15 protein-coding genes are annotated in these 20,319 nt (G+C 33.0%); 6 read left to right on the top strand and 9 right to left on the bottom strand.

Annotation, left to right across the window (positions count from 1 at the left end):
• Positions 1 to 237: 237 nt before the first annotated feature.
• The 4 genes from gloA2 to MW688_RS09145 form a co-directional block, all read right to left on the bottom strand.
• Positions 238 to 621, bottom strand: coding sequence for an SMU1112c/YaeR family gloxylase I-like metalloprotein (gene gloA2, locus MW688_RS09160; RefSeq protein ID WP_486735664.1), 384 nt, complete (start codon positions 619 to 621; stop codon positions 238 to 240).
• Positions 622 to 683: 62 nt separating this feature from the next.
• Entirely contained in the window at positions 684 to 2,192 is a 1,509-nt protein-coding gene (locus MW688_RS09155) for a hypothetical protein (protein ID WP_486735663.1), read from the bottom strand.
• 263 nt (positions 2,193 to 2,455) lie between these two features.
• Entirely contained in the window at positions 2,456 to 3,493 is a 1,038-nt protein-coding gene (locus tag MW688_RS09150) for a hypothetical protein (protein WP_486735662.1), read from the bottom strand.
• Between the two features lie 8 nt (positions 3,494 to 3,501).
• Positions 3,502 to 4,089 carry a 4Fe-4S single cluster domain-containing protein gene (locus MW688_RS09145; protein ID WP_486735661.1) on the bottom strand — a complete coding sequence of 196 codons (588 nt, stop codon included), beginning with the start codon at positions 4,087 to 4,089 and terminating at the stop codon, positions 3,502 to 3,504.
• A gap of 49 nt (positions 4,090 to 4,138) precedes the next feature.
• Between MW688_RS09145 and MW688_RS09140 the strand changes: the two genes are divergently transcribed.
• From MW688_RS09140 to MW688_RS09130, 3 genes are all read left to right on the top strand, one after another.
• Positions 4,139 to 6,682: an AAA family ATPase gene (locus MW688_RS09140; RefSeq protein ID WP_486735660.1), complete on the top strand. Its 2,544-nt coding sequence runs from the start codon at positions 4,139 to 4,141 to the stop codon at positions 6,680 to 6,682.
• Between the two features lie 194 nt (positions 6,683 to 6,876).
• On the top strand, positions 6,877 to 7,962 hold the full coding sequence (locus tag MW688_RS09135; protein ID WP_486735659.1) for a hypothetical protein: 1,086 nt from the start codon (positions 6,877 to 6,879) through the stop codon (positions 7,960 to 7,962).
• Positions 7,963 to 7,993: 31 nt separating this feature from the next.
• Positions 7,994 to 9,004 carry a hypothetical protein gene (locus MW688_RS09130; protein WP_486735658.1) on the top strand — a complete coding sequence of 337 codons (1,011 nt, stop codon included), beginning with the start codon at positions 7,994 to 7,996 and terminating at the stop codon, positions 9,002 to 9,004.
• Here the strand turns inward: MW688_RS09130 and MW688_RS09125 are convergent.
• The 3 genes from MW688_RS09125 to MW688_RS09115 form a co-directional block, all read right to left on the bottom strand.
• A complete protein-coding gene (locus tag MW688_RS09125; protein ID WP_486735657.1) occupies positions 9,001 to 9,675 on the bottom strand; it encodes a hypothetical protein in 675 nt (224 codons plus the stop codon). The genes MW688_RS09130 and MW688_RS09125 overlap by 4 nt on opposite strands.
• An 82-nt stretch (positions 9,676 to 9,757) precedes the next feature.
• The gene (locus tag MW688_RS09120) at positions 9,758 to 11,353 is read right to left on the bottom strand and encodes an Hsp70 family protein (protein ID WP_486735656.1); all 1,596 of its coding nucleotides are present in this window, start codon (positions 11,351 to 11,353) and stop codon (positions 9,758 to 9,760) included.
• Between the two features lie 233 nt (positions 11,354 to 11,586).
• Positions 11,587 to 12,945, bottom strand: coding sequence for a hypothetical protein (locus MW688_RS09115; RefSeq protein ID WP_486735655.1), 1,359 nt, complete (start codon positions 12,943 to 12,945; stop codon positions 11,587 to 11,589).
• Positions 12,946 to 13,643: 698 nt separating this feature from the next.
• Between MW688_RS09115 and MW688_RS09110 the strand changes: the two genes are divergently transcribed.
• Positions 13,644 to 13,973 (top strand): hypothetical protein, encoded by a 330-nt coding sequence (locus MW688_RS09110; protein WP_486735654.1) that lies wholly within the window; start codon positions 13,644 to 13,646, stop codon positions 13,971 to 13,973.
• 662 nt (positions 13,974 to 14,635) lie between these two features.
• Here the strand turns inward: MW688_RS09110 and MW688_RS09105 are convergent.
• Entirely contained in the window at positions 14,636 to 14,875 is a 240-nt protein-coding gene (locus MW688_RS09105) for a hypothetical protein (protein ID WP_486735653.1), read from the bottom strand.
• Between the two features lie 141 nt (positions 14,876 to 15,016).
• Entirely contained in the window at positions 15,017 to 17,923 is a 2,907-nt protein-coding gene (locus MW688_RS09100) for an ATP-binding protein (protein WP_486735652.1), read from the bottom strand.
• Between the two features lie 862 nt (positions 17,924 to 18,785).
• On the opposite strand from MW688_RS09100, the gene MW688_RS09095 reads away from it, so the two are divergent.
• Together MW688_RS09095 and MW688_RS09090 are read left to right on the top strand one after the other, a co-directional pair.
• Positions 18,786 to 19,211 carry a helix-turn-helix domain-containing protein gene (locus MW688_RS09095; RefSeq protein ID WP_486735651.1) on the top strand — a complete coding sequence of 142 codons (426 nt, stop codon included), beginning with the start codon at positions 18,786 to 18,788 and terminating at the stop codon, positions 19,209 to 19,211.
• Complete coding sequence (locus MW688_RS09090; protein ID WP_486735650.1) at positions 19,204 to 19,791, top strand: VapC50 family PIN domain-containing toxin; 588 nt, start codon at positions 19,204 to 19,206, stop codon at positions 19,789 to 19,791. Before MW688_RS09095 ends, MW688_RS09090 begins: the two co-directional genes overlap by 8 nt.
• Positions 19,792 to 20,319: the final 528 nt, after the last annotated feature.

The following is a 20,319-nucleotide window of genomic DNA, read 5'->3' as shown; positions in this document are numbered from 1 at the left end:
TAGGGCGAAGCCCGTAACGCACCTAGATGAGTAATGAGTAATGAGTAATGAGTAACGAGTTTTGAAGTAAGAAGGTAGCCTGTAGGGTGTGTTAGGGCGAAGCCCGTAACGCACCAAACATGAGTAATGAGTAATGAGTAATGAGTAATGAGTTTTGAAGTAAGAAGGTAGTAGCCTGTAGGTTGGGCAGGGAGATAACCCAACAAACTAGTGACTTGCTAACAGTAATGGCGATTGCTATAACTCATAGATTTCTAAAGGTAAATCATCAGGATCTTTAAAAAAAGTAAACTTTTTCTGAGTGATTTCATCAATTCTAATCGGTTCAACTTTGATGTTTTTCGATTCTAAATCAGCAACAGTTTCAGCAATATCTTCTACTTCAAAGGCTAAATGTCTCAATCCACAATTTTCTGGACTACATCTGGGAGCAGGATTAGGAAAAGAAAAAAGCTCAATCATATCGTTATCAGCTACTCTTAAATCCAGTTTGTAAGAATTACGATGCTTTCTAAAAGTCTCATTAATAATCGAAAATCCTAATATTTGAGTATAAAAATATTTAGATTTTTGATAATCTGAACAAATAATAGCAACATGATGTATTTTATTAACTTTCATGGAAATAATCCTGGTTTTTTAGTTAATTTTACGATATTTAATCTAAACTCTTGGTAGAAAACCTACCCCTGTGAGGTATCCCTCTTAGGGGATGAAGATTGGGAGACGGATTTTCGTTGCTTGACTTCTTGTATGTTTTGATATTCGCTTTTCCCTTGACTGTTACATTCAATTTGTCCTTTTCCTTCTACCCCTTCTTCTTCTAATGCTTCAAAAATAGCTTTGGCATTTTGTTGAGTTGCTGTTTCATCAATTAAAGTTGGACTAAAAGTATTTATAGAAATAGAATTAGCCCCAAATTCTTGTTCAGGTGAAATCACTGTTACTACTTCGTCTCCAGCAATATTTTTCATTTTAACTACATAGGTATTGCGTTCGTCTTCACCTTCGTAAACAGCGTCTTCTATTTCATAACCCATACTAGTTAGAGTTTCTGCTACTTTATCAGCAATTTCTATCCTTAATTGAGAACTTAAGATTGATAATTTAGCTTGTTCAACTATTTCTCCTAGTTCTGGTTCTAATTTCATTATTTTCTCACCAATAGCTTTAATTTCTTCAGTAGTTAAGGTTTTTTCTCCTTCTAGTAACTGCTTTTCTAATTTTGTGAGTTGATTAAGATATTCTGTGAGTCTGCCATTAACCCAGTAATCAACTTCGACTGGAAATTTTTCTCCTTCGTCAACTTCACCAATTTCTATTTCACATTGGCGATTAGCTTGTACTTCGGCGATTAAACTACGTAAATCCGAGAAGGTGGAATTATAATATAGTAACCATTCTTGTTCCTTTTGTTCTAACTCTAAACGTAAATCTGCTAACTTATAGTAAGCTTGTTGAGAATTAGCGATCGCTGCTTCAGTAATACCTTGATTTATATTATACTGTACTGTATTTAATTCTCGTTTTAAATCATCAAGACGATTAGGTGCAAAACGTTGATGTTGATAATTTTGTTCAATCTGGTGCCAAATGCTGTTAACATCACTTAGTAAATCTTGAGCGATTTCTAATTTTCGTTGCTCTTTTTTTTCTATATTACCAACTACTTGATTAATTTGCTTTTGCAGGATTTCTTGACCTTGTTGGCGGGCTTTTCTTTCTTCTTGAATTAAATTAGTAAACTTACTATCTTGTTCCTCAATTAAGTTTAAATATTCTTGTCGTTGTTGTCTAGTAATCTTTAAATATTCTGCCCGTTGTTGGCTAAATCCTTGATTCATTGCTGATTCTAACCGGGAGGATTCTCTCGCCAAGGCTTGTTTTTGACGATATTCTGAGGCTTGTAAATTCTTTTGGAATTCTTTTCTTTGACGTTGCAACCTTTGATTCGTTTCTCTTTCCATATTTTGCAAATCACCATGTAATTGAGTAATTTGTTGTTCTTGTAATCGAGATCTTCTTTCTAAAGGTGCTAAACTCTGTTGTAATTGTTGATTAGCTTGATTTCTAATCGCGTTTAAACGTTCTGGTAAATCTTGACTCAGGGAACGTAAACGACTATCTTGTTGTTGTAAACGTCTTAATTCTCTATCTTGAACACTAACATAACGTTTTTTTTCGCCACTCATAATTTTTAGCCCCATTCAATTCAAGCGTTTTTCAGTCTTATCATGTATATATGATATCTTAATACCTGTCTTAGTATCTTCAGTTTCTCAGAAAATACCACAAAAATCCTCACTGTAATCATGATAATATAAAAAGGCTTTCGAGGGATTGAAATCAAAATCGATAAAAATGTTATGGTCTTCAATCTGATTACTAATGCACTATTTAACATTTAAGGTCATACCGATTTAAGGCTAAGCAACTTCCAATTCAGCAACGCCATCTAAAAAGTAACAATTTCCCTTAGTTTTTTCTCTGATTTTTCGTGTTTTTTTCTAGCTTGACTTAATTCATTATCAAAGGTTTTTAATAATTCTTGGATTTGTTTAATAATTTCATTGATTTTTTCTTGGTCAATAGGTAATAAATTGGCTAATTCTGAATCTGCTTGATAATGATTTTTTAAATTATATTCAATTTCTTGGATAGTGACTTGATACTTATTAAAGTCTTTAATAGTTTTCTTCAGTTTTTCTCTAGTTTTTATGAATTCTTGTTGGCTTTCGTTGAGTTCTTCTAAACTATTTTTTAAACTATTATTAAGGTTAGCTGATTTATTATTAATATTAGTAATCTGCTCTTTTGTGGTACTAATCATTTTGTTTTCTAATCTATTTTTCCGTTGATTAAATACCTGAATCTCTAATTCTAGTTGTTCTTGCAATTGTTTTAAGTCACTGAGTTCGTTTTCAACTTCTAATTTTTTTTGCTTTAATTCCTCTAAACGTAATTTTTGAGGAGAGATCCTATTAGTTTTATTATCTATTTCTAATCTTAAATTATCAAGGTTAACCTGATTTAATTCTTGTTCTATTTTTTCTAATTCCGTTTTCTTTTCTTGTAAAGTTAATAACTCTTGTTGACTTTCTCGTAAAAGTTTTTCTGCCTCAAAAAGTTTTTGGCATTGTTCTATTAATGCTGATTTTTTTTGATTAATTTGTTGAAATTCACTAATTTTATCAGTGATTTTTGTGGTTAATGTGGGAGGAATTGGTAAACTTGATAAGAGATTCTGCCATTGCTTTAATATTTTTAACTGTTGTGGTAAAGTTTTGTTAAGAGCGATCGCCCAAGCCGCAATAGTTTCTTGATCATTTTGAGCTATATTTTGTAAAGTAGTAACGGGAAAAGTTTGTTCTAATAAATCTATAACTCCACTAAGTAACTCAAAAGGCAATTCGATATTATCAAAATCGAGTAAATTATCTTCGCTGTTAATTTGATTAATAATTTGGGAAATTTTCTCTACAGATTGATTCATATTAATCCCTATATTTGAGCAAAATCTTGTTGAAAATTAATTGGTGGTACACCTACCATTAAAGCAGAATCATTCCTAATCTGAATTTCTACATCTCGACGACGATTGGTAAATAAATCTGCCTCATCTATGTGGCGGTTAGTGAGAAAGTGTACTACTTGGTTATCAGAACCTCGCCATCCCCTATTATCGTTCAAATTTTCTACATATTGTCCATCAATTAAAACATCAAGGGTATTAAGAAGATAATTAATATCAGGATCTGATTTACCTTGTAACTGTGCTAAAGTAAAACCTGTGTAACAAATTAGGGAAAGATTTTTTTGCTCTCGAATGTGAGTTAGTAATTCTCTTAAACCAGAAGCTTGTAACATCGGTTCTCCTCCAGAAATTGTGATGCCATCTAACTCAGAAATAGATAAAATGTAGTTAGCTAGTTTGATTGGTTCTACCAAATTTGCTTTAACTTGAGGAATCCAATCAGGAGAAACGCAACCAGGACAATTAAAACAACATCCCTGTCCCCAAATTATAAACCGTTTTCCTGGTCCTAAACTGTTACTGATGGGACAGATTTCAGCAATATTTAATAACATTTTTTTAGTTGACACTAAGTACCAATTCTATTATACTGAATAATCACTAATGACTGTTAAAAGGATAACATCAGGATTTAACTTTAATCAGGGAGATCGCTTTTTTATATTGTATGGTATAAATACTAATGATACTTTCTGTACCCCTGATTTATTATTGCAAAATATCGAAGAAGTTTTGCATCAATATCTTCAAGAAAATGATTTTAAAAGAATTTTATACTATTCTAAAGTAAAGAAACTATATTTTCGAGATCAACGTTCTTGTAATCTTTGTCGTCCGTCTCCTCAGAATCATCAAAATAGCAATGATAATAATAATAAGCCTTTATTTAGAAGTGGTCCTTTAGGGAGAAAAAAAGGATTACTACGGAATAAAAATAAAAATCAATCATCTTCTAATAGTCAAGTTGCGAGAAATAATCCCAGTCGTTTACAAGATATTAGTATTTTACCGATTTGGGAAACAGTTATGGGAGATAGTCAGATAAAATCTAGTTTAATTTTCTCTAATGCAGAAGATTTAGGTAACTTTGATAATCCCTCAGAATTATTTGGCAGAATAATTAATTGGTCAAGATTACCCCCTAATAACCGTAATATTTGTATATTTATTTTCTCAAGTGAAAATCTAACAGATTTACAAGAATTTTGTCAGAATATCGGTTTTACTTTTTTAGCTAATTTGATTAATAATCGAGAACAATCTCGCCAACAGGGGGTTAATTTTATTCGTGTTAGTGGTGCAGATAAATTTGAGTTAAAATCATTGCAGAATCACTTTAGATTAGCATATCAGAAAAATATTAATTGGCGAAATTTTGAGAAACTAAGTGTGTGGATGGGGGCAGAGAATAAGCCTTTGAAAAATTGGTTTGATGTTTTTATGAAAACCTCAGAAATTTCCCTAGTAGAAGCCAAAAAACAAGGCTGGTTATCAGGAAATATTAGTGAAAAACCTGCTTTGACTCAACTACAAGAAATGATTGGTTTACAAAACGTTAAGAATAGTATTGAGCAAAGAATGGGAATGTTAGAAATAGAAAAGGCAAGACAAGAACAAAATATTACTAATCACTCCCCTCGTTTACATTTAGTATTCAAAGGTAATCCTGGCACAGGAAAAACCACTGTAGCCAGGTTAGTTGGGGAAATTTATCGAGATTTAGGTTTACTCCAAAGAGGGCATTTAACTGAAACTCAAAGGGCAGATTTAGTGGCAGAATATGTAGGGCAAACTGCCATAAAAACTAATGATGTTATTGATAGGGCTTTAGACGGAGTTTTATTTATTGACGAAGCTTATACTTTAATCCAAAATGAAAATGATTCCTTTGGGAAAGAAGCTATAGATACCTTATTAAAACGCATGGAAGATCACAAAAATCGCTTAGCAGTGATTGTGGCGGGTTATCCTGAGAATATGGACAATTTTCTCAATTCTAATCCTGGTTTAATGCGTCGCTTGCCTACAGAAATTATTTTTGAAGATTATCAACCGGAAGAATTAATGGCGATTTTTCAGCAACAGATAGAGAGAGTAAATGGCATTATCTCTGAAGAATTAGCGAAAAAAATGTTAGAGTTACTTAGGCAGTTATATGAAAATCGTACAGAAAATTTTGGTAACGCCGGAAGTGTAGAAAATATTTTTAATCAAATGGATGATTTAAGAGCTACTCGTATTGTCAGGGAAAAATTAGATCCTATTGATGAGCCATTTCAAGTTGCTGATATACCAGAAGAATATCAATCTAAGACAAATCAAACTTCTACAGAAACTCTTAATGACTTGTTAACAGAGTTGAATAAGATGATTGGTTTAAATTCCGTTAAACAAGCTATCCAAGAATTAATTGATAGTCACTTGGCTAATCAACGTTTACAAGAAGCGGGTATTCCTGTAGATGATACCGAAACTCGACACATGTTATTTACAGGTAATCCTGGTACAGGAAAAACCACCGTTGCTCGTTTAATTGGTAGAATATTTAAAGCTTTGGGTTTGTTACGCAAAGGACATTTTAGAGAAAGCGATCGCTCTAAATTAGTAGGTAGATATGTGGGAGAAACTGCCCAAAAAACCACTGAGGTAATTGAATCGGCATTAGATGGAGTACTATTTATTGATGAGGCTTATGCTTTATCCCGTGGTAGCAGTGAAAATGATTTTGGTAGAGAAGCTATTGATACATTAGTACCAATGATGGAAAATTATCGAGAGCGTTTAGTAGTAATCTTAGCTGGTTACTCTCGTGAAATGGCAGAATTTATGAATGCTAATTCCGGCATTGAATCCAGAATCGCTAATAAAATTGAATTTCCTGATTATAACGGAGAAGAGATGTATGGTATCTTTTTAAACTTATGCGAAAAAAATAGACGAGTTTGTCAAGCAGATGTAAGCCAAAAAGTTTTAAAAGTTTTTAGGGATATGTATGAAAATCGAGGCAGAAATTTTGGTAATGGTAGAGATGTGCGGAACTTTTATGAAAAGATGGTAAAAAGACAAAAAAGTAGGATTATTGCCGATGATTTACGAGGAGAAGCCATGATGACTTTTACCTTAGCTGATATACCTTCTGAATTTTAAAATAGCTTTTCTGACGAGGTGACAGCAATGTTGCTGATGTCAGGTTTTTTTAATAACTTACGGAATAGGTATGAAAGTTAATGCCACAAAACCACAAAATCTGTTAAAGTACGATAAAAATCAAAACTGGTGTTTTATAAAAGATATACTCCAACAAATTAAAATTTAAAACTAACAACTAAGAAAACTAGCTTATGCGTCGTTGGTCTAGACTTATATATACTCGAACTTATCATATTGATTATCGCTATTTACTTATTCCTGATGATTTTGATGTTGATAAACAAGAAAGAATTAAACATTATATTTATCCCACCTTTAAAAATGAGCAAGAATTAAGAACTAATTCATATTGGTCAATAATTGTAGATGAAAAACATTGTCTTTTTTGTCTAGCTTGCCCTTTAAGTAAAATAATAAATGAGTCCAAAGATAAACAAAATCGTGAAATTTATCTTTTCGCTGCTTATGTAACTAAAATTTATGAGCAAGGAGCAGAAATAAAAATTCCTAATTATGATAGTCTCAATGAAGCTAATTTATTCTCAGACTTGAGAAACATATTACGTAAAACCTACAAAATTAAATATAAAGATCCACCTATTGTTGAAAAATATACACAGGGTATTTGGAACAAACAATATCAGAACCGTGTTATTGATCCTAACTACATATTAAATGAAGATTCTCATTATACACAGGGTATTTGGAACAAACAATATGAGAACTGTGTTATTGATCCTAACTACATATTACATGAAGATTCTCATTCTAAACAGCGTATTTGGAACAAAGAAGATGAGAAATTTGTCTGGGAAACAGCTCTTATTTATGCAGAAAAAGAATATCAAATTTCTTTAATTATAGGGGTTAATAATCATACTAATTTTAGCAATACCCCTTTTGGAAATATTACAACAACATCCATTGATTATAATAAAATCAATTTTGATGTACCTAAACAACCATCAAATAATAATCCCGAAGAAAATAACAATAAGAAAAAAAAGTTTTTTTTAGAACCATATAACACAGGACTTATTGTACTTGCCGCATCTACGTTAGTATTGCTTATTGCTAATTTTACTTCTGTTTTAATTGGAGTATTGATACAAACTGTTCTTATATTATTATGGTTCAGTTTCAAAAAGAAAATTATTCATAACTCCTCCAAACCCAAGACGTTTAATACATCTAAATCGAAAGAAAAAAACTTATCTCTGCCATCAGTAGATGATGACCAAGAAGATAATTCTCAAGATACTTCCACTATTTTGTAAATTCATTTAATGTAATTATTAATTATAAATCATGGTAGATAACACTTCTCCAAAAGAAACAATTAAAATGACGATGTTAGCTAATTCTGGAGTAGGAAAAACCGCTTATGTCTTAGCTATGTACGGTGGAATGCATCAACAAAATCATAGTTTCACCTTAATTTCTAAAAATCTAGAACAAAACAATACTTTATTAAATGAATGGCAAAAGTTAGTAATAGAGAAAACCTCCAACCGTTGGCCAGAAGGTACTAAAGTAGGGGAAATAATAAAATATGATTTTTCCTTGAGTTACGCTACTCAACCTTTAATTGATTTTGAATGGATAGATTATCGAGGCACAGCTCTTTCAGAAAATCCTCAAACAGAAGAAGTACAAAAATTAAAAAATTTTTTAGAGGAAACTTCTTGTTTATTTTTGTGTATTTCAGGAGAAAAATTACAAGAGCCTATTAGTTATAAAAACCAAGGTGAAATAATTAGTGAAATGGCTGTGGATAGAATGAATAACTATCTAATTTACTTGAAACGGTCGATAAAAAGAAGAAAGATTAAATATTTTCCTATTGTAATTACCATTTCTAAATATGACTATTGCCATGAGAGAAGTAAAGAAGAGTTAATGGCAGATGTGAAAAAAATATTTCCTTTATTTTTTGGAGCCAATTCAGGTTGGTTAGTAATGATTTGCCCGGTTAGTTTAGGACGCGAATTAAAGGATAATCCAAACACAGGTGTAATTGCTCCAGAAAATTGTCACTTACCTTTGATTTTTGCTTTATGGTGTAAATTAAGAGAAAATTTAATTAAATATGGAAGGTTAATAGACACAACAGAAGATGAACTAAATGATTTAGAAGATAGCAATCCATTCGTCAAATGGCATAAGCGGAAACAATTTAAAACTTTAGAAAAGAATCTTGATACTTATGAACAAAAAATGGATGATATTAGAAAATATTTACAAATACTATCTCAAGAATTAGAAGATGCTTATATTTATTTAGAAGGTGAGCAAATTGAAATTGAAAATAATTTTTAATAACTCTTATCCTCTTTAAAAACATCCCAGTAATCTTTTTTTCCTGAAGATGATTCATATTGCGCTAATTTATCTTTAACTTCTTTAAGTAATTTTTTAGTTTCAGAATATTTATTTTTAAAATCTTGTTCTTCTTTTTCCTTCCCTTGTAAATCATCCTTAAGTTGATTATATTTATTTCTTAAATTATTTATTTCTGTTTGTAATTTTCTTTGTTGAATTTGTTCTAGATTTTGTATTTCATTCAATCTGGCGAGATAACTATCTTGTTGAATTTGTAATTCTTGTTGAGAGTTATTGAGTTCAAGTTGAATCTTTTGATTTTCTTGTTTAAGTTGTTCTATTTGACTTTGGTATTCTATACTATCTTGCTCAATTTTTGGCAATTTATTTCTTAATTGTTGGTTTTCTTGCTTTAGTTGCTTTAATTCTGATTGAATTTGCGAAAATTCTTGTTGATTGTTTGATTGTAACTGTTTTAACTGTTTTTGTAGGGCTTGGGAATTTTGCCAAGATTTTCTGGCCCAATTTATTTGCCTCATTTGTTGTTCTAAATAAACTTGAGGGACTTTTCCCATGGTTTGAATAGAAGAAAATTGCCATCCACAAGTGGAGCACAAATCAATTGTTTGTAAATCATATTCTGTTTGGCAAATCGGACATTGTTTCATTTTCTTAATTTTTATCTTTAATTTAATTTTGTTTTTTCACATAATATTTATTTACCATAGCAGATTTGATAGATTAAATTTTTTACTCCTTTTGAGTAATTGTGCATAGTTTCAAAACATTACCTAATGGATACTCATATTTTTCTGCGGTTTTAAGTTCTTTAATAACTAAATAAACAATCTGAGAAGCATCAACTCGCATTCCCATTAAATATTGAGTATCTAAAGAATAATTTGGTAAATCAATTGGCACTAAATCATCAAACTTAGGACGATAAATTTCACCTTGAGAATGTAAATCTACCCAAATAGAAGGAATTATTTTTTGTTCCCAAGATGATACTGTAGAATCGCAAAAATTAACTTGATTCAATTCTTTTAAAGATAGTTTTCCCTCAATTAAAGTTAGTTTATCTTCAGTAATCTTTATTTCAATTTGTTCATTATTTTGTAAATAAGTTTCTCGATTAGTAAAAATACCAATCGTATGAGGATATTTTTCAATAGGATCAATTATTTTGTTAGCTATTAAACAAGTACCATAAGAAATAGCATAGGCACTGTTTTCTAAGTTAAATTGTCTATCAAATCTTTCATCCCTCTCTTTTAATCCCAGACTTTGATTAATAGAACTTTGCACTAAAGGAAATTGAGAAAAACCACCTGCTAAAAATAATTTATCGAATTGAGTATGATTACTATTTAACCAATTATTAACCCCATTAAGTACTTTTTCAATTCCTTTTTTTATTGGCAAAAAAGCCTTCTCTACTTCAGAAAATGTTAAATGATATTTACCTGCAAAAGTATAAAGATTTTGCTCTTGATAAATTTCAGGTTCTTTGAGACAATTTAAAAAATTTCTTCTCTTTTTCATATTTTGACTATTACTTATTTTTACTTCTTCAAATTGTTTAAGTAATAGCATTAACTCTTGTTTTTGTTGAGGATTATTTTCATCTAGTTGATAACCATGTGTCTTTTCATAAGCTAATTGTACACAACTTATATCAAAAGCAACGCCAGCAAATTCTAAACCTTTATCCCCCAAACCGTCATAATAAAGTACTTCTACTTTGTTTTCATTATAAATACGGCATAAACTAACATCAAAAGTACCTCCTCCCATATCGCAAACTAATAAATTACCTGTAAAAGGTTGACTTTTCCAAGCATAGTAAGCCGCTGCTGCTACAGGTTCACTGATTAACTGAATCAAGGGTAAATTAAGCTGATTAATAATAGTTTGTAAGTTTTCTCTACCAGAATTATAAATATCATTGCTTCCCCACAATTCTGGTACAGAAACTACTAAACCATTTATCTTCCCTTTTTCTCTAGTAAAGCTAGGATTATCCCTGGTTAACAATAATTGTTGGAAATAATCTTTGGTAATATCCATGGCATTGGGACTATTTATCAGCTTTTTATCAACACTGTTAACCATCGGTATCTGCATTTTAAAATTACCATAACCTTTAACATCAGGATTATTAACTACTTCAGTCAAAGCATTTTTACCAATAATAATAACATCATCTTCATAGGTAATAAATGAGGGGATGTACTCTTCTTGTTGAGTAGATGAACCGTATTTAAACGCTTCTGGTTTTCCATTTTTTAAATAAGAAATAATCGAATTAGTAGTTCCAAAATCTAATCCTATGTTATATTCCATAAATCTTGCCCTAAAGTTTTGGAATGATAGCAAAATCTTTTATCTGCTTGTTTTGGAGTTAAATATAGCGTTTATCGGACTCATGAGGTACATAAAACACCAGCATAGCAGCATAGCTGCCTCTCTTGCCTCTCTTGCCTCAAAGCGATAACCTTTCTCACCAGTATAAGAATTGCTATATATTTTCCGATAAATAGTATTTAACTCCATTTTATTAATTTTTACGTACCAAATTATTGAGGTAACCTCAGAGGAATAGACTCAGGTTTTACGTCTTCTGTGGAAAGTGGTCTCTTGAAACCAATTTGATCATGATATTTATTTTTACTGGTTTCTTGTTCAACTTGACGATATATCTCTTTGTCTAGCCAATCCATTAACACATCATATTTATCTTCAGTTACTTGCCATGGATTATCTGAATCATTTTCTACAAATTGACGACTTTTTAATATTCGTAGAAGACGACGAAACTCTTTCTTAAAAGTATCATTAGGATGTTCAGATAATTTCTTCAAGTCTACATCATGGGGCGGTTCCATACTAATATTATCTTGAAAAGTGTTTAAAAATTCTGAAGCTTTACCTCTTAAGGTTAAGTTAATTATCTCTACTGATATATTAGGATTATCTAATTCATCAGTATTATGCAACGGATACTTCCCTCCTTTGCGAATTTTGTGAATTGAAGTTCTGATATCGATAATTAAATTAGCCACCCAATCACTTAACATTGTAATCAATGATTTTTTAGTGCGTTTGATGGTAATAGCTGTACCCAACATAATAGAAATACCGTCTACCATTAAAGCAATAATTGTAGGTACTATAGTGCTGGTATCTCCAAGTCTGTAGTAAGGAGTGAGAATATCGATTTCTTGTTTTTTATCTTCATAATCAAAAATATCTAATTGATAATCATTTTGATATTCAGAAGGAACTTTTGCCAAAGCTTCAATATCTTTTTGGTAAAGTTGTTCAGGTGTTAAACCCTGAGTATCGTAGTTAAAATAAGGATCTAGAGGTTCTAATATATCTTCTCTGAAGCTATCAGCAATACTTTGTTCATTAATATATCTTTGGTAAATTTCACGGGCAACTGGTCCACATCCAGGTAATCCAGTATTAATACCTATTTCGCATTCCGCTTCATATTCTTTTAAGGTATTTTCAGCTTCTTTGTCTAGTCTTCTTGATTCTGTTTTTAATGGAGTATAAACTTCTGAGATAAACTCTTGATGAGCTGCAAAAGCTCGATTGTACTCTAATTTAACATCACTATCAGCATAAAGTGTATCGTAATAAGTGAAAAAGCTGGTGTACACACTCAGAAAAGTAAATAACAATACTGTTATCCATTTTCGCAAAGGAGCGTGTTTTAAGATAAATTCAGAAAGCGCAAAAAAGATCATCGCTTGAATAAAAATTCCCAAAATCCATGCCCATCCTAGAGGTAACACTTTCATTGCTCCTGCAATAGTTGTATATCCACTAACTACATTAAAGGCAAATAACAAAACCATTAAAAGCCAGTCTTTTCCGTCTTGTTCTGGCTTTTTCCTTTTCCGTTCTCTTCTACTACTATTACTCATAGATTAAGATTTATATTCAGTGTTTTTTTATTCTATAGCATTTTTCTAGGTAGTGAGCTACAAAAATAGTAATACCATCAAGCTAACTACACTAGAAATTATACTTATTTTATTTATTTCTCAAATAGAGAGTACTATAGAAATTGTTGGGTTTCGTATTCCAAGGACCCAACCTACAACTTCAAAACTCATTACTCAAACACAACCAGTAACATTAGGTAAAGATGCAAGATCAAAGAAGAGCGATCGCCGTTTAAGCTAATATAGCAATGAGCGTTGTAGTGTTAACAATATTTATATTTACAGATCCCCCCAACCCCCCTTAACAAAGGGGGGCTTTTCATGATAAGTGTAAACATCTATTTGCGAGCTTGCTATAACTGGTAGCGGGTTTTGAATGAAGCGGAGTGATAATTTTAATACACAAGGCTGAATTAAATTTTTAACAAGTTGTAATCAGGCTACTTTTTGTTATCATTCATGCTTTTTTGCAAGATTTCTCATTTCAAGGCACAAAAAATTTAGGTCTGCTGTCTCAAGACCTTTGGAGCTATTGAATTTTATTTGCCTAAATATTACAAGACAAATTTATCTTCTATCAAAAACCCGCTACCAGTTCATTAAGATAAATTTAAGAAAAGAAAAAAAGAGAATGTGAGTAGTTACTATAAAGAGGAAATATTCTTTTAAAGACTAAAATGGATAAAAACAAGTTGATTACAAGCCTTGACGAAGCTATTGCAAAATATGCAGATGATCCTTTTATCGAAATTTTTTTAGCTTTAACCAAACAGGTATGGCAAATTGATTGGACAGTTGCACCTTACGACATTATGCAGCACTATTTAAATTATAATATCCTCTATTTCCATCCTTTTATGAAGATGGACGTAGGAGATGAAGCAGAAGAAAGAACATTAATAGAAAAGTGGCTTGAACTGAGATTTTCTCAAAATTCTGTATTACGAGAAAAACTTTGTAATATATTTGAAGATCTTAATCAAATGCGTATACACGCAAGAATGTAAGCATTCTATAGGCTGATAACCTCAGATCTTGCACCAAAGCCCAAAAGTTGCTGGTGTAAGGGTAATTTAGAATGCGCGAATTAAGAATGTAGAATGATTTTTTTAGTATAAATACTCAATTTTTAGTTATTAAAATCTATTGAGCCATCAAATAAATCAATTTTGAATAAGGATTAGTTAGTACAATAGTACTGGTGCTTTGCTCTAAGATAACTAGAATTTCAATTTAAAAGGAGGCAACCTATAGTTAGTAGTTATAGCCTCCTTTTTTTTTGCTGGAATCAACCTTGGGATTATCGGGACTTTGACAAAAATCTGCTTCTAACGGATGAAAGTGGGTAAGCAATATTAGTAGCGATCGCCATCTAATGACAGAGTGCTAGTTTTCGGTTAAAGTAGTCAAGCCGTTGATTATTTTGAAGCTTAATCTAAAGAATGACCCACTCTGTTAGAGGAGATAAAAGTATTTGCGAGTCCTGTTGCTAGTGAAGCCGAATATAAAAGCATTATAGCTGATAATAACACTTAAGCCTAAATATTACAAAAATGCCGTAAATTAATCATCGTGTAAGCTAAGCTTTTCAAGGCATAATGCAACTGGCTAATCCTTTCAAAACACAACAGTAAACGCCGAAACTTATCCTCCCAGGCAAAAACACGTTCTATGGTTGAGAATCGCTCTTGAAAAATAGCTTTTTGGAATAATTGCGCCTCGCGCCTCGTTTTATTCCCTTTCTGCGACCTCGATTCTCGGGAATATTAGGTATCATGCCTCGATTAAAAATGGCTTTACGATTAGAACGGCTATTATAGATTCCGTCGAGACTACAGATGGTTCCTGTCAAATCAAGTCCCGCTTTTTGTGCAACTTGTGTGTTAAAGATGTGGGAATCGTTTGCCATGACTGGGATTTAGCTTGAAAACTAAAATGACTATTATGCCTCTATTATAGATTAGCGCAAGTCCTTATAGCAAAGGCTTTTCAGACAAATTTATCTTCTATCAAAAACCCGCTACCAGTTCTAAGAAAAAGAAACTCTACTTTATTCGATTCTAGTTGATGCTTTAATATCATTTTCATCTAAAGGTTCTTCAATTGCATTGCGTAACCAATTAACATCAAAACCTTGAGATTTAGTCGCTGTGACTTTAATAGAAATGCTCATATTCTCAGCTTCATCGGATAAATTTTGTATGACTTGCATTACATCAAATAAATGGGCTTTATCAATTACCGTATCTAAGCGATATTCTAGCGCTGGTTGTTTACCTTCTTTAATTGCTGTTATGATTGAGCGACTAATACTACTGTTTCCTGTTTCTTCAACAGGTACACTAGAAGTCTGAAGAGTTACATTAAAAGTGCTGGCAGCTTCTCTAGCTATGGGATTTATCTTGTCATTCTTAGTATCCTGATGATGATAAGAACTATAAGTATCTACTGTATTCTTTGGTTCAATTAATTGGGATCTTAGGGTTTCAACGAGTGTGGGGGTTATTAAATATCCATTTAAATCTAATTCACTAGGAGAAATCTTTTTTTGATAACTAATTAATTTTGCATTCTCCAGAGTGGGTAAACCTGTGGGAGGAATGATTAAACTGGCGACGTAACCCAGATTTCCTTGTTCAACTGCTTGTAAAATCGCTGTTTTGACCGCTTCTTCACTTAATAGCTTGGGATAATCAGGAAACTTAAAGAAGTAAGCGATTAATTCTTTAGCTTGGATATATGGCTTTTGTTCACTTAATCCTGTTAAACGAACTAATTTATTAACCGTAAGGGTATCAAAAACTTGATTCTTGAGTGCTTCTAACACTCGTTCTTGTAACTTTTTAGAAGTATGGAGTTGAGATTGTAAGTCAATTACTTCTAATTTTAAAGGACTGGTCATTTCCGAGTTTTTATTAGGGAGGGGTAAGATGATTTCTGTATATAAACGTTGAAGGGCAGAATTCAAAGCTATTTCAGCATTTTTCTGTTTTACCCCTAATGCTTCTACATCTTCATCAGAGAACTTATATTTTTTCTTTTCTTGGAGAAGTTGAGAAATCGCCTGACTACTACGGGAGGCAATGTGGGCTTTATCCATTTGTACAGGATTAGGAATAACGAAGGCTAGGGCATTTTTATACTCTCGCTTATCATTACCTCGATATTCTACCCATTGCATGAGTTCTTCGGTAATTCCTTGGGGGCTTTTTTCTCCCCACTCGGGAGATAAATAGATGACTTGAAATTCCGTGAGGCGATCGCCAATTTTCCCGGAATCTCCCGGCCAAATCAGGTATTTTCCCTTAACTCCTTGTAGACTTTTTTCTATAGCAGAACGAACATAGCTTAAAACTTCATCCCCTGTCAATTTATGTTCCTCCTCTGCCACCAGTTTATTCAGATTTGGTTTAGTTTCAAAACGATATTTACCCCCCACATAGTGTAAGTAAAGTAATTCGTCTCGTAAATCTTTTAAGGTAGAGGTTATAGTTATTCGGTCTAACTGAGGATCTAAACAGGCACAGGCCACTTCTTGTTCCATCACACCTCGTTCTTCTCCTCCTTTGGCGCCAAAAGAGTATAACATGATCGCTGTAGCTAATCTTGTTCCCACTTTTAACTGAGTTAAGGCGGGGGAATCGCTGGCGATGCGGTTATCAATTTGTTTAACTTTAGCCCGTCTTCCGGTTAAATCCGCAGAAAACACTGAATCATAGGCATTACGTTCTCCCACTTGAGAAAAGAATTGTTGTTTAACCTCTGAATCATGTAAAGGTACTATAGCTGGAGTAATTAACCATGAGGGGTCGTTATTTTGCCATAAAGTGTAAATTACTCTTGCTAAGAATTGTAAGGCGCCTCTGGTGCGTTGATAACTAGGTAAACTGCCCCAACGATTATACATTAAATCCAATAAATCAGGATGAAAAGGATAACTAGCTTCAATGCGTTCAATTAATAAACGGGCTTCTTCTTCGATTTCTTGTTTTTCTCTATTAGTTTCAGCGTATGATAATCGGAATTTACGGTAAATATCTCCCTGATGTTGGGCGATTTCTCTAATTGTGCTAATATCTCCTACTGTATCAAATAGGCGTTTTTGTATCACTTTCATCACTTCATCGCCGGAGACTGGTTCTTTTTTAGCATCAATACGAGAGACTAATTTATCTAAAACCCCTAATAATCCTTCGTTGCCAACGGCTTCTTGAACACTTGCTTGTAGAGAATAAACCATTACCCCCTTGGGTAAATCTCTAACTACTTCTGTTAATTTCTGAATAAAAGTTAATACCTGGCGTCCCAAGTTAGAATCTTCAACTTGAAGTGCCATTGCATTTTCTACATATACAAGAATTTCATCAATAAGAATTAGAGTAGGCTTATCAGAAAATAATTGTCGTAAAATATCATTACCTGGGGCGATTCTTTTTTGATCTTGTTCTTCAACTAATTGATAGGTTTCTTCTTTTCCCAATTGCCATGCTAAGTATCCCCAAGGGGTATATACTCGCCTTCCTGGGGTTACTTCAATGCCTGTAGTTACATCCATATCCAAGCCAATAAATGAGGCAACATTGACTTCACCGGGATTAGGTAAGGTGTCTAGTTGAGGAATTCCTATTAATTCATCTCGATGTTGGGTTAAGTGATATAAACTAACTAAAGTATGGGTTTTACCTCCACCAAATGGGGTGCGCAATTGTAAAACTCTATCCCCCCCTTTACCTGATAATCCTTTTAAAACCTCTTCTAATAATTGTCTTAACTCTCTAGTTAGATAGGTAGCTTCAAAAAAAGAACGAGCATTTTTATATACAGGGGGACAGTTTTTATCTTGACGAATCACCCCAGACAAACTAGCAGCAAACACGGCGTTATCTAGTTTGCCTGCGCGGATGTCTTGATGAGGAGTAACTACTTGTGTCCAAGGTTTGAGTTGATAGGCAGTCATTGAAATTATCTCCTATATAGGGTGCTTTGGTCTAAGTAACAGGGAACAGCGGTGGGATCCGGCGAAGCGTGAACGCCCACGCCTGACAGGGAACTCCCGAACAGTTTATGAAGTGTTTTTTCTGTATTTTTAGGAAATCAAAAGAACAAAAATACCTCATTTTAGCATAATACATTCAAAACCCTTGCACTTTTTTAAGTATAAAACTAGCTCAAATCTTTGTCCACTATGAGTTCTAGATTTATTCATCCACCACCAGGATAGTAGGGTGTGTTAGGGCGAAGCCCGTAACGCACCGTTAGATGAGTAATGAGTTTTGAAGTAATAAGTAATGAGTTTTGAAGTAAGAAGCCAGTAGCCTGTAGGTTGGGTTGAGGGATTAGATCCCCCCTTCCCCCCTTACTAAGGGGGGCTTTTCATCATTATTTTTGTCAACATCTATTGGCTCATTGCTATAAATTAACCTCAGAAAAAGTTCATTTCTCTTTAGCCTAAGAAAAGTAGCAAAGGTCATCCGTTCCCCGGATTTTAAATCCGGGGCGATAGATGACCGCCCAGACGCGGTCAACCAATTTTTAAGCGCGATCGCATTAATTCTTTAACTCATTACTTCAAAACTTCAAAACTTCAAGACTTCAAGACTTCTTACTTCAAAACTTCAAGACTTCAAGACTTCAAAACTTCAAGACTTCAAAACTTCAAGACGTCTTACTCATTACTCATTACTCACTATTCAACCACAACCAGTAACATTTGGGTTTTGATGCAAGATGTGAGTTGATAGTGTTTAGTGCGTTTGCATTGTTTATAGCGTTTAGGTTATAATCGTCTTTGTAATTGTAGTAAATTTTTTGAAACGCTTATGACTATTAAACTTACCCCAACGGATGAAATGCAACTAGCGGCTAAGGCTCTTTTAGGGACAGGGCTAAACATAAAGATTGAAACTAATACCCAAGGAGAGTCTATTACCCTCCCTGCATCATTAGTAAATTTAGTTCAACAGCTTGTTTCTGAAATTGCCAAGGGAAATTCCTTGACCATTATCACCAATGAGAAAGAACTTTCCACCACCGAAGCAGCAGAGATTTTAGAAGTAAGTCGCCAACATTTAATTGAATTATTAGAATCTGGTGAGTTACCTATTCCTTTTAGAAAAGTTGGAAAACATCGTCGTCTCCGTGCAGAAGATGTAATTAGCTTTAAGCAAAGGATAGACCAGCAGAGATTAGACGCCCTTTCTCAATTAGCTGAACAAGCTCAAGAATTGAAATTAGGTTATGAGTGATATTACTCAAAAAACAGGTTCTAAAATCACTGCGGTACTTGATTCCTGTGTACTTTATCCAGCCCAGCTAAGAGATTTGTTCATGCACTTAGCACTCATAAAAGTGTTTAGACCAAGATGGAGTAATGACATTCATAATGAATGGATAGCAGCCGTACTTCGGAATAGACCTGACCTGAAAGAATCTCAACTACTTAGAACTCGTTCACTAATGGATTCTCATGTTATAGGTTGTCTTGTTAGAGGTTATGAAAAATATATTTCAGGGATTAACCTGCCAGATGAAAAAGATCGTCATGTTGTGGCTGTAGCAATTAAAGCTGAAGCTGATGTTATAGTTACTTTTAATTTAAAAGATTTTCCCCTTGAAGAAATTGAAAAATATAATATCTTAGCTAAACATCCTGATATATTTTTAGAACAATTATTGTCAGATAATACAGAAAGTTTTATTAAAGCAGTTAATCAACTTTTAGCTTCATTAAAAAGACCACCTGTGAGTAAAGAACATTTTTTTAGTATCTTAGAAAGTTCTGGTTTAACTAAAACTGCCAGAAAACTTAAAAGTTTGGATTGGTGATCATGTCAAAGTTAAATCCCCAGTTCTTGGCAAATCTGGGTCTTCCGTAATTAGTATGCCTCAAAAAGTCAGAAACGAAAAGGGGTAAGTAAATTAGCTAAACTTTTTAAGTATAAAACTAGCTCAAATCTTTGTCCACTATGAGTTCTAGATTTATTCATCCACCACCAGGATAGGATAGTAGGGTGTGAAGCGTGCGAAGCCCGTAACGCACCAAACATGAGTAATGAGTAATGAGTTTTGAAGTAATGAGTAAGAAGCCAGTAGATAGTAGGGAGTGAAGCGTGCGAAGCCCGTAACGCACCTAGATGAGTAATGAGTATAGCAATGACCAAATAGATGTTTACAGTTATCATGAAAAGCCCCCCGAGTTTGCGGGGGGTTGGGGGGATCTGTAAATATAAATATTGTTAACACTACAACGCTCATTGCTATAATAAGTAATGAGTTTTGAAGTAAGAAGCCAGTAGATAGTAGGGTGTGAAGCGTGCGAAGCCCGTAACGCACCAAATTATGTCAGGATATCCT

The organism is Johannesbaptistia floridana, assembly GCF_057440575.1.
This window is presented reverse-complemented; position numbering and strand designations above follow the sequence as displayed.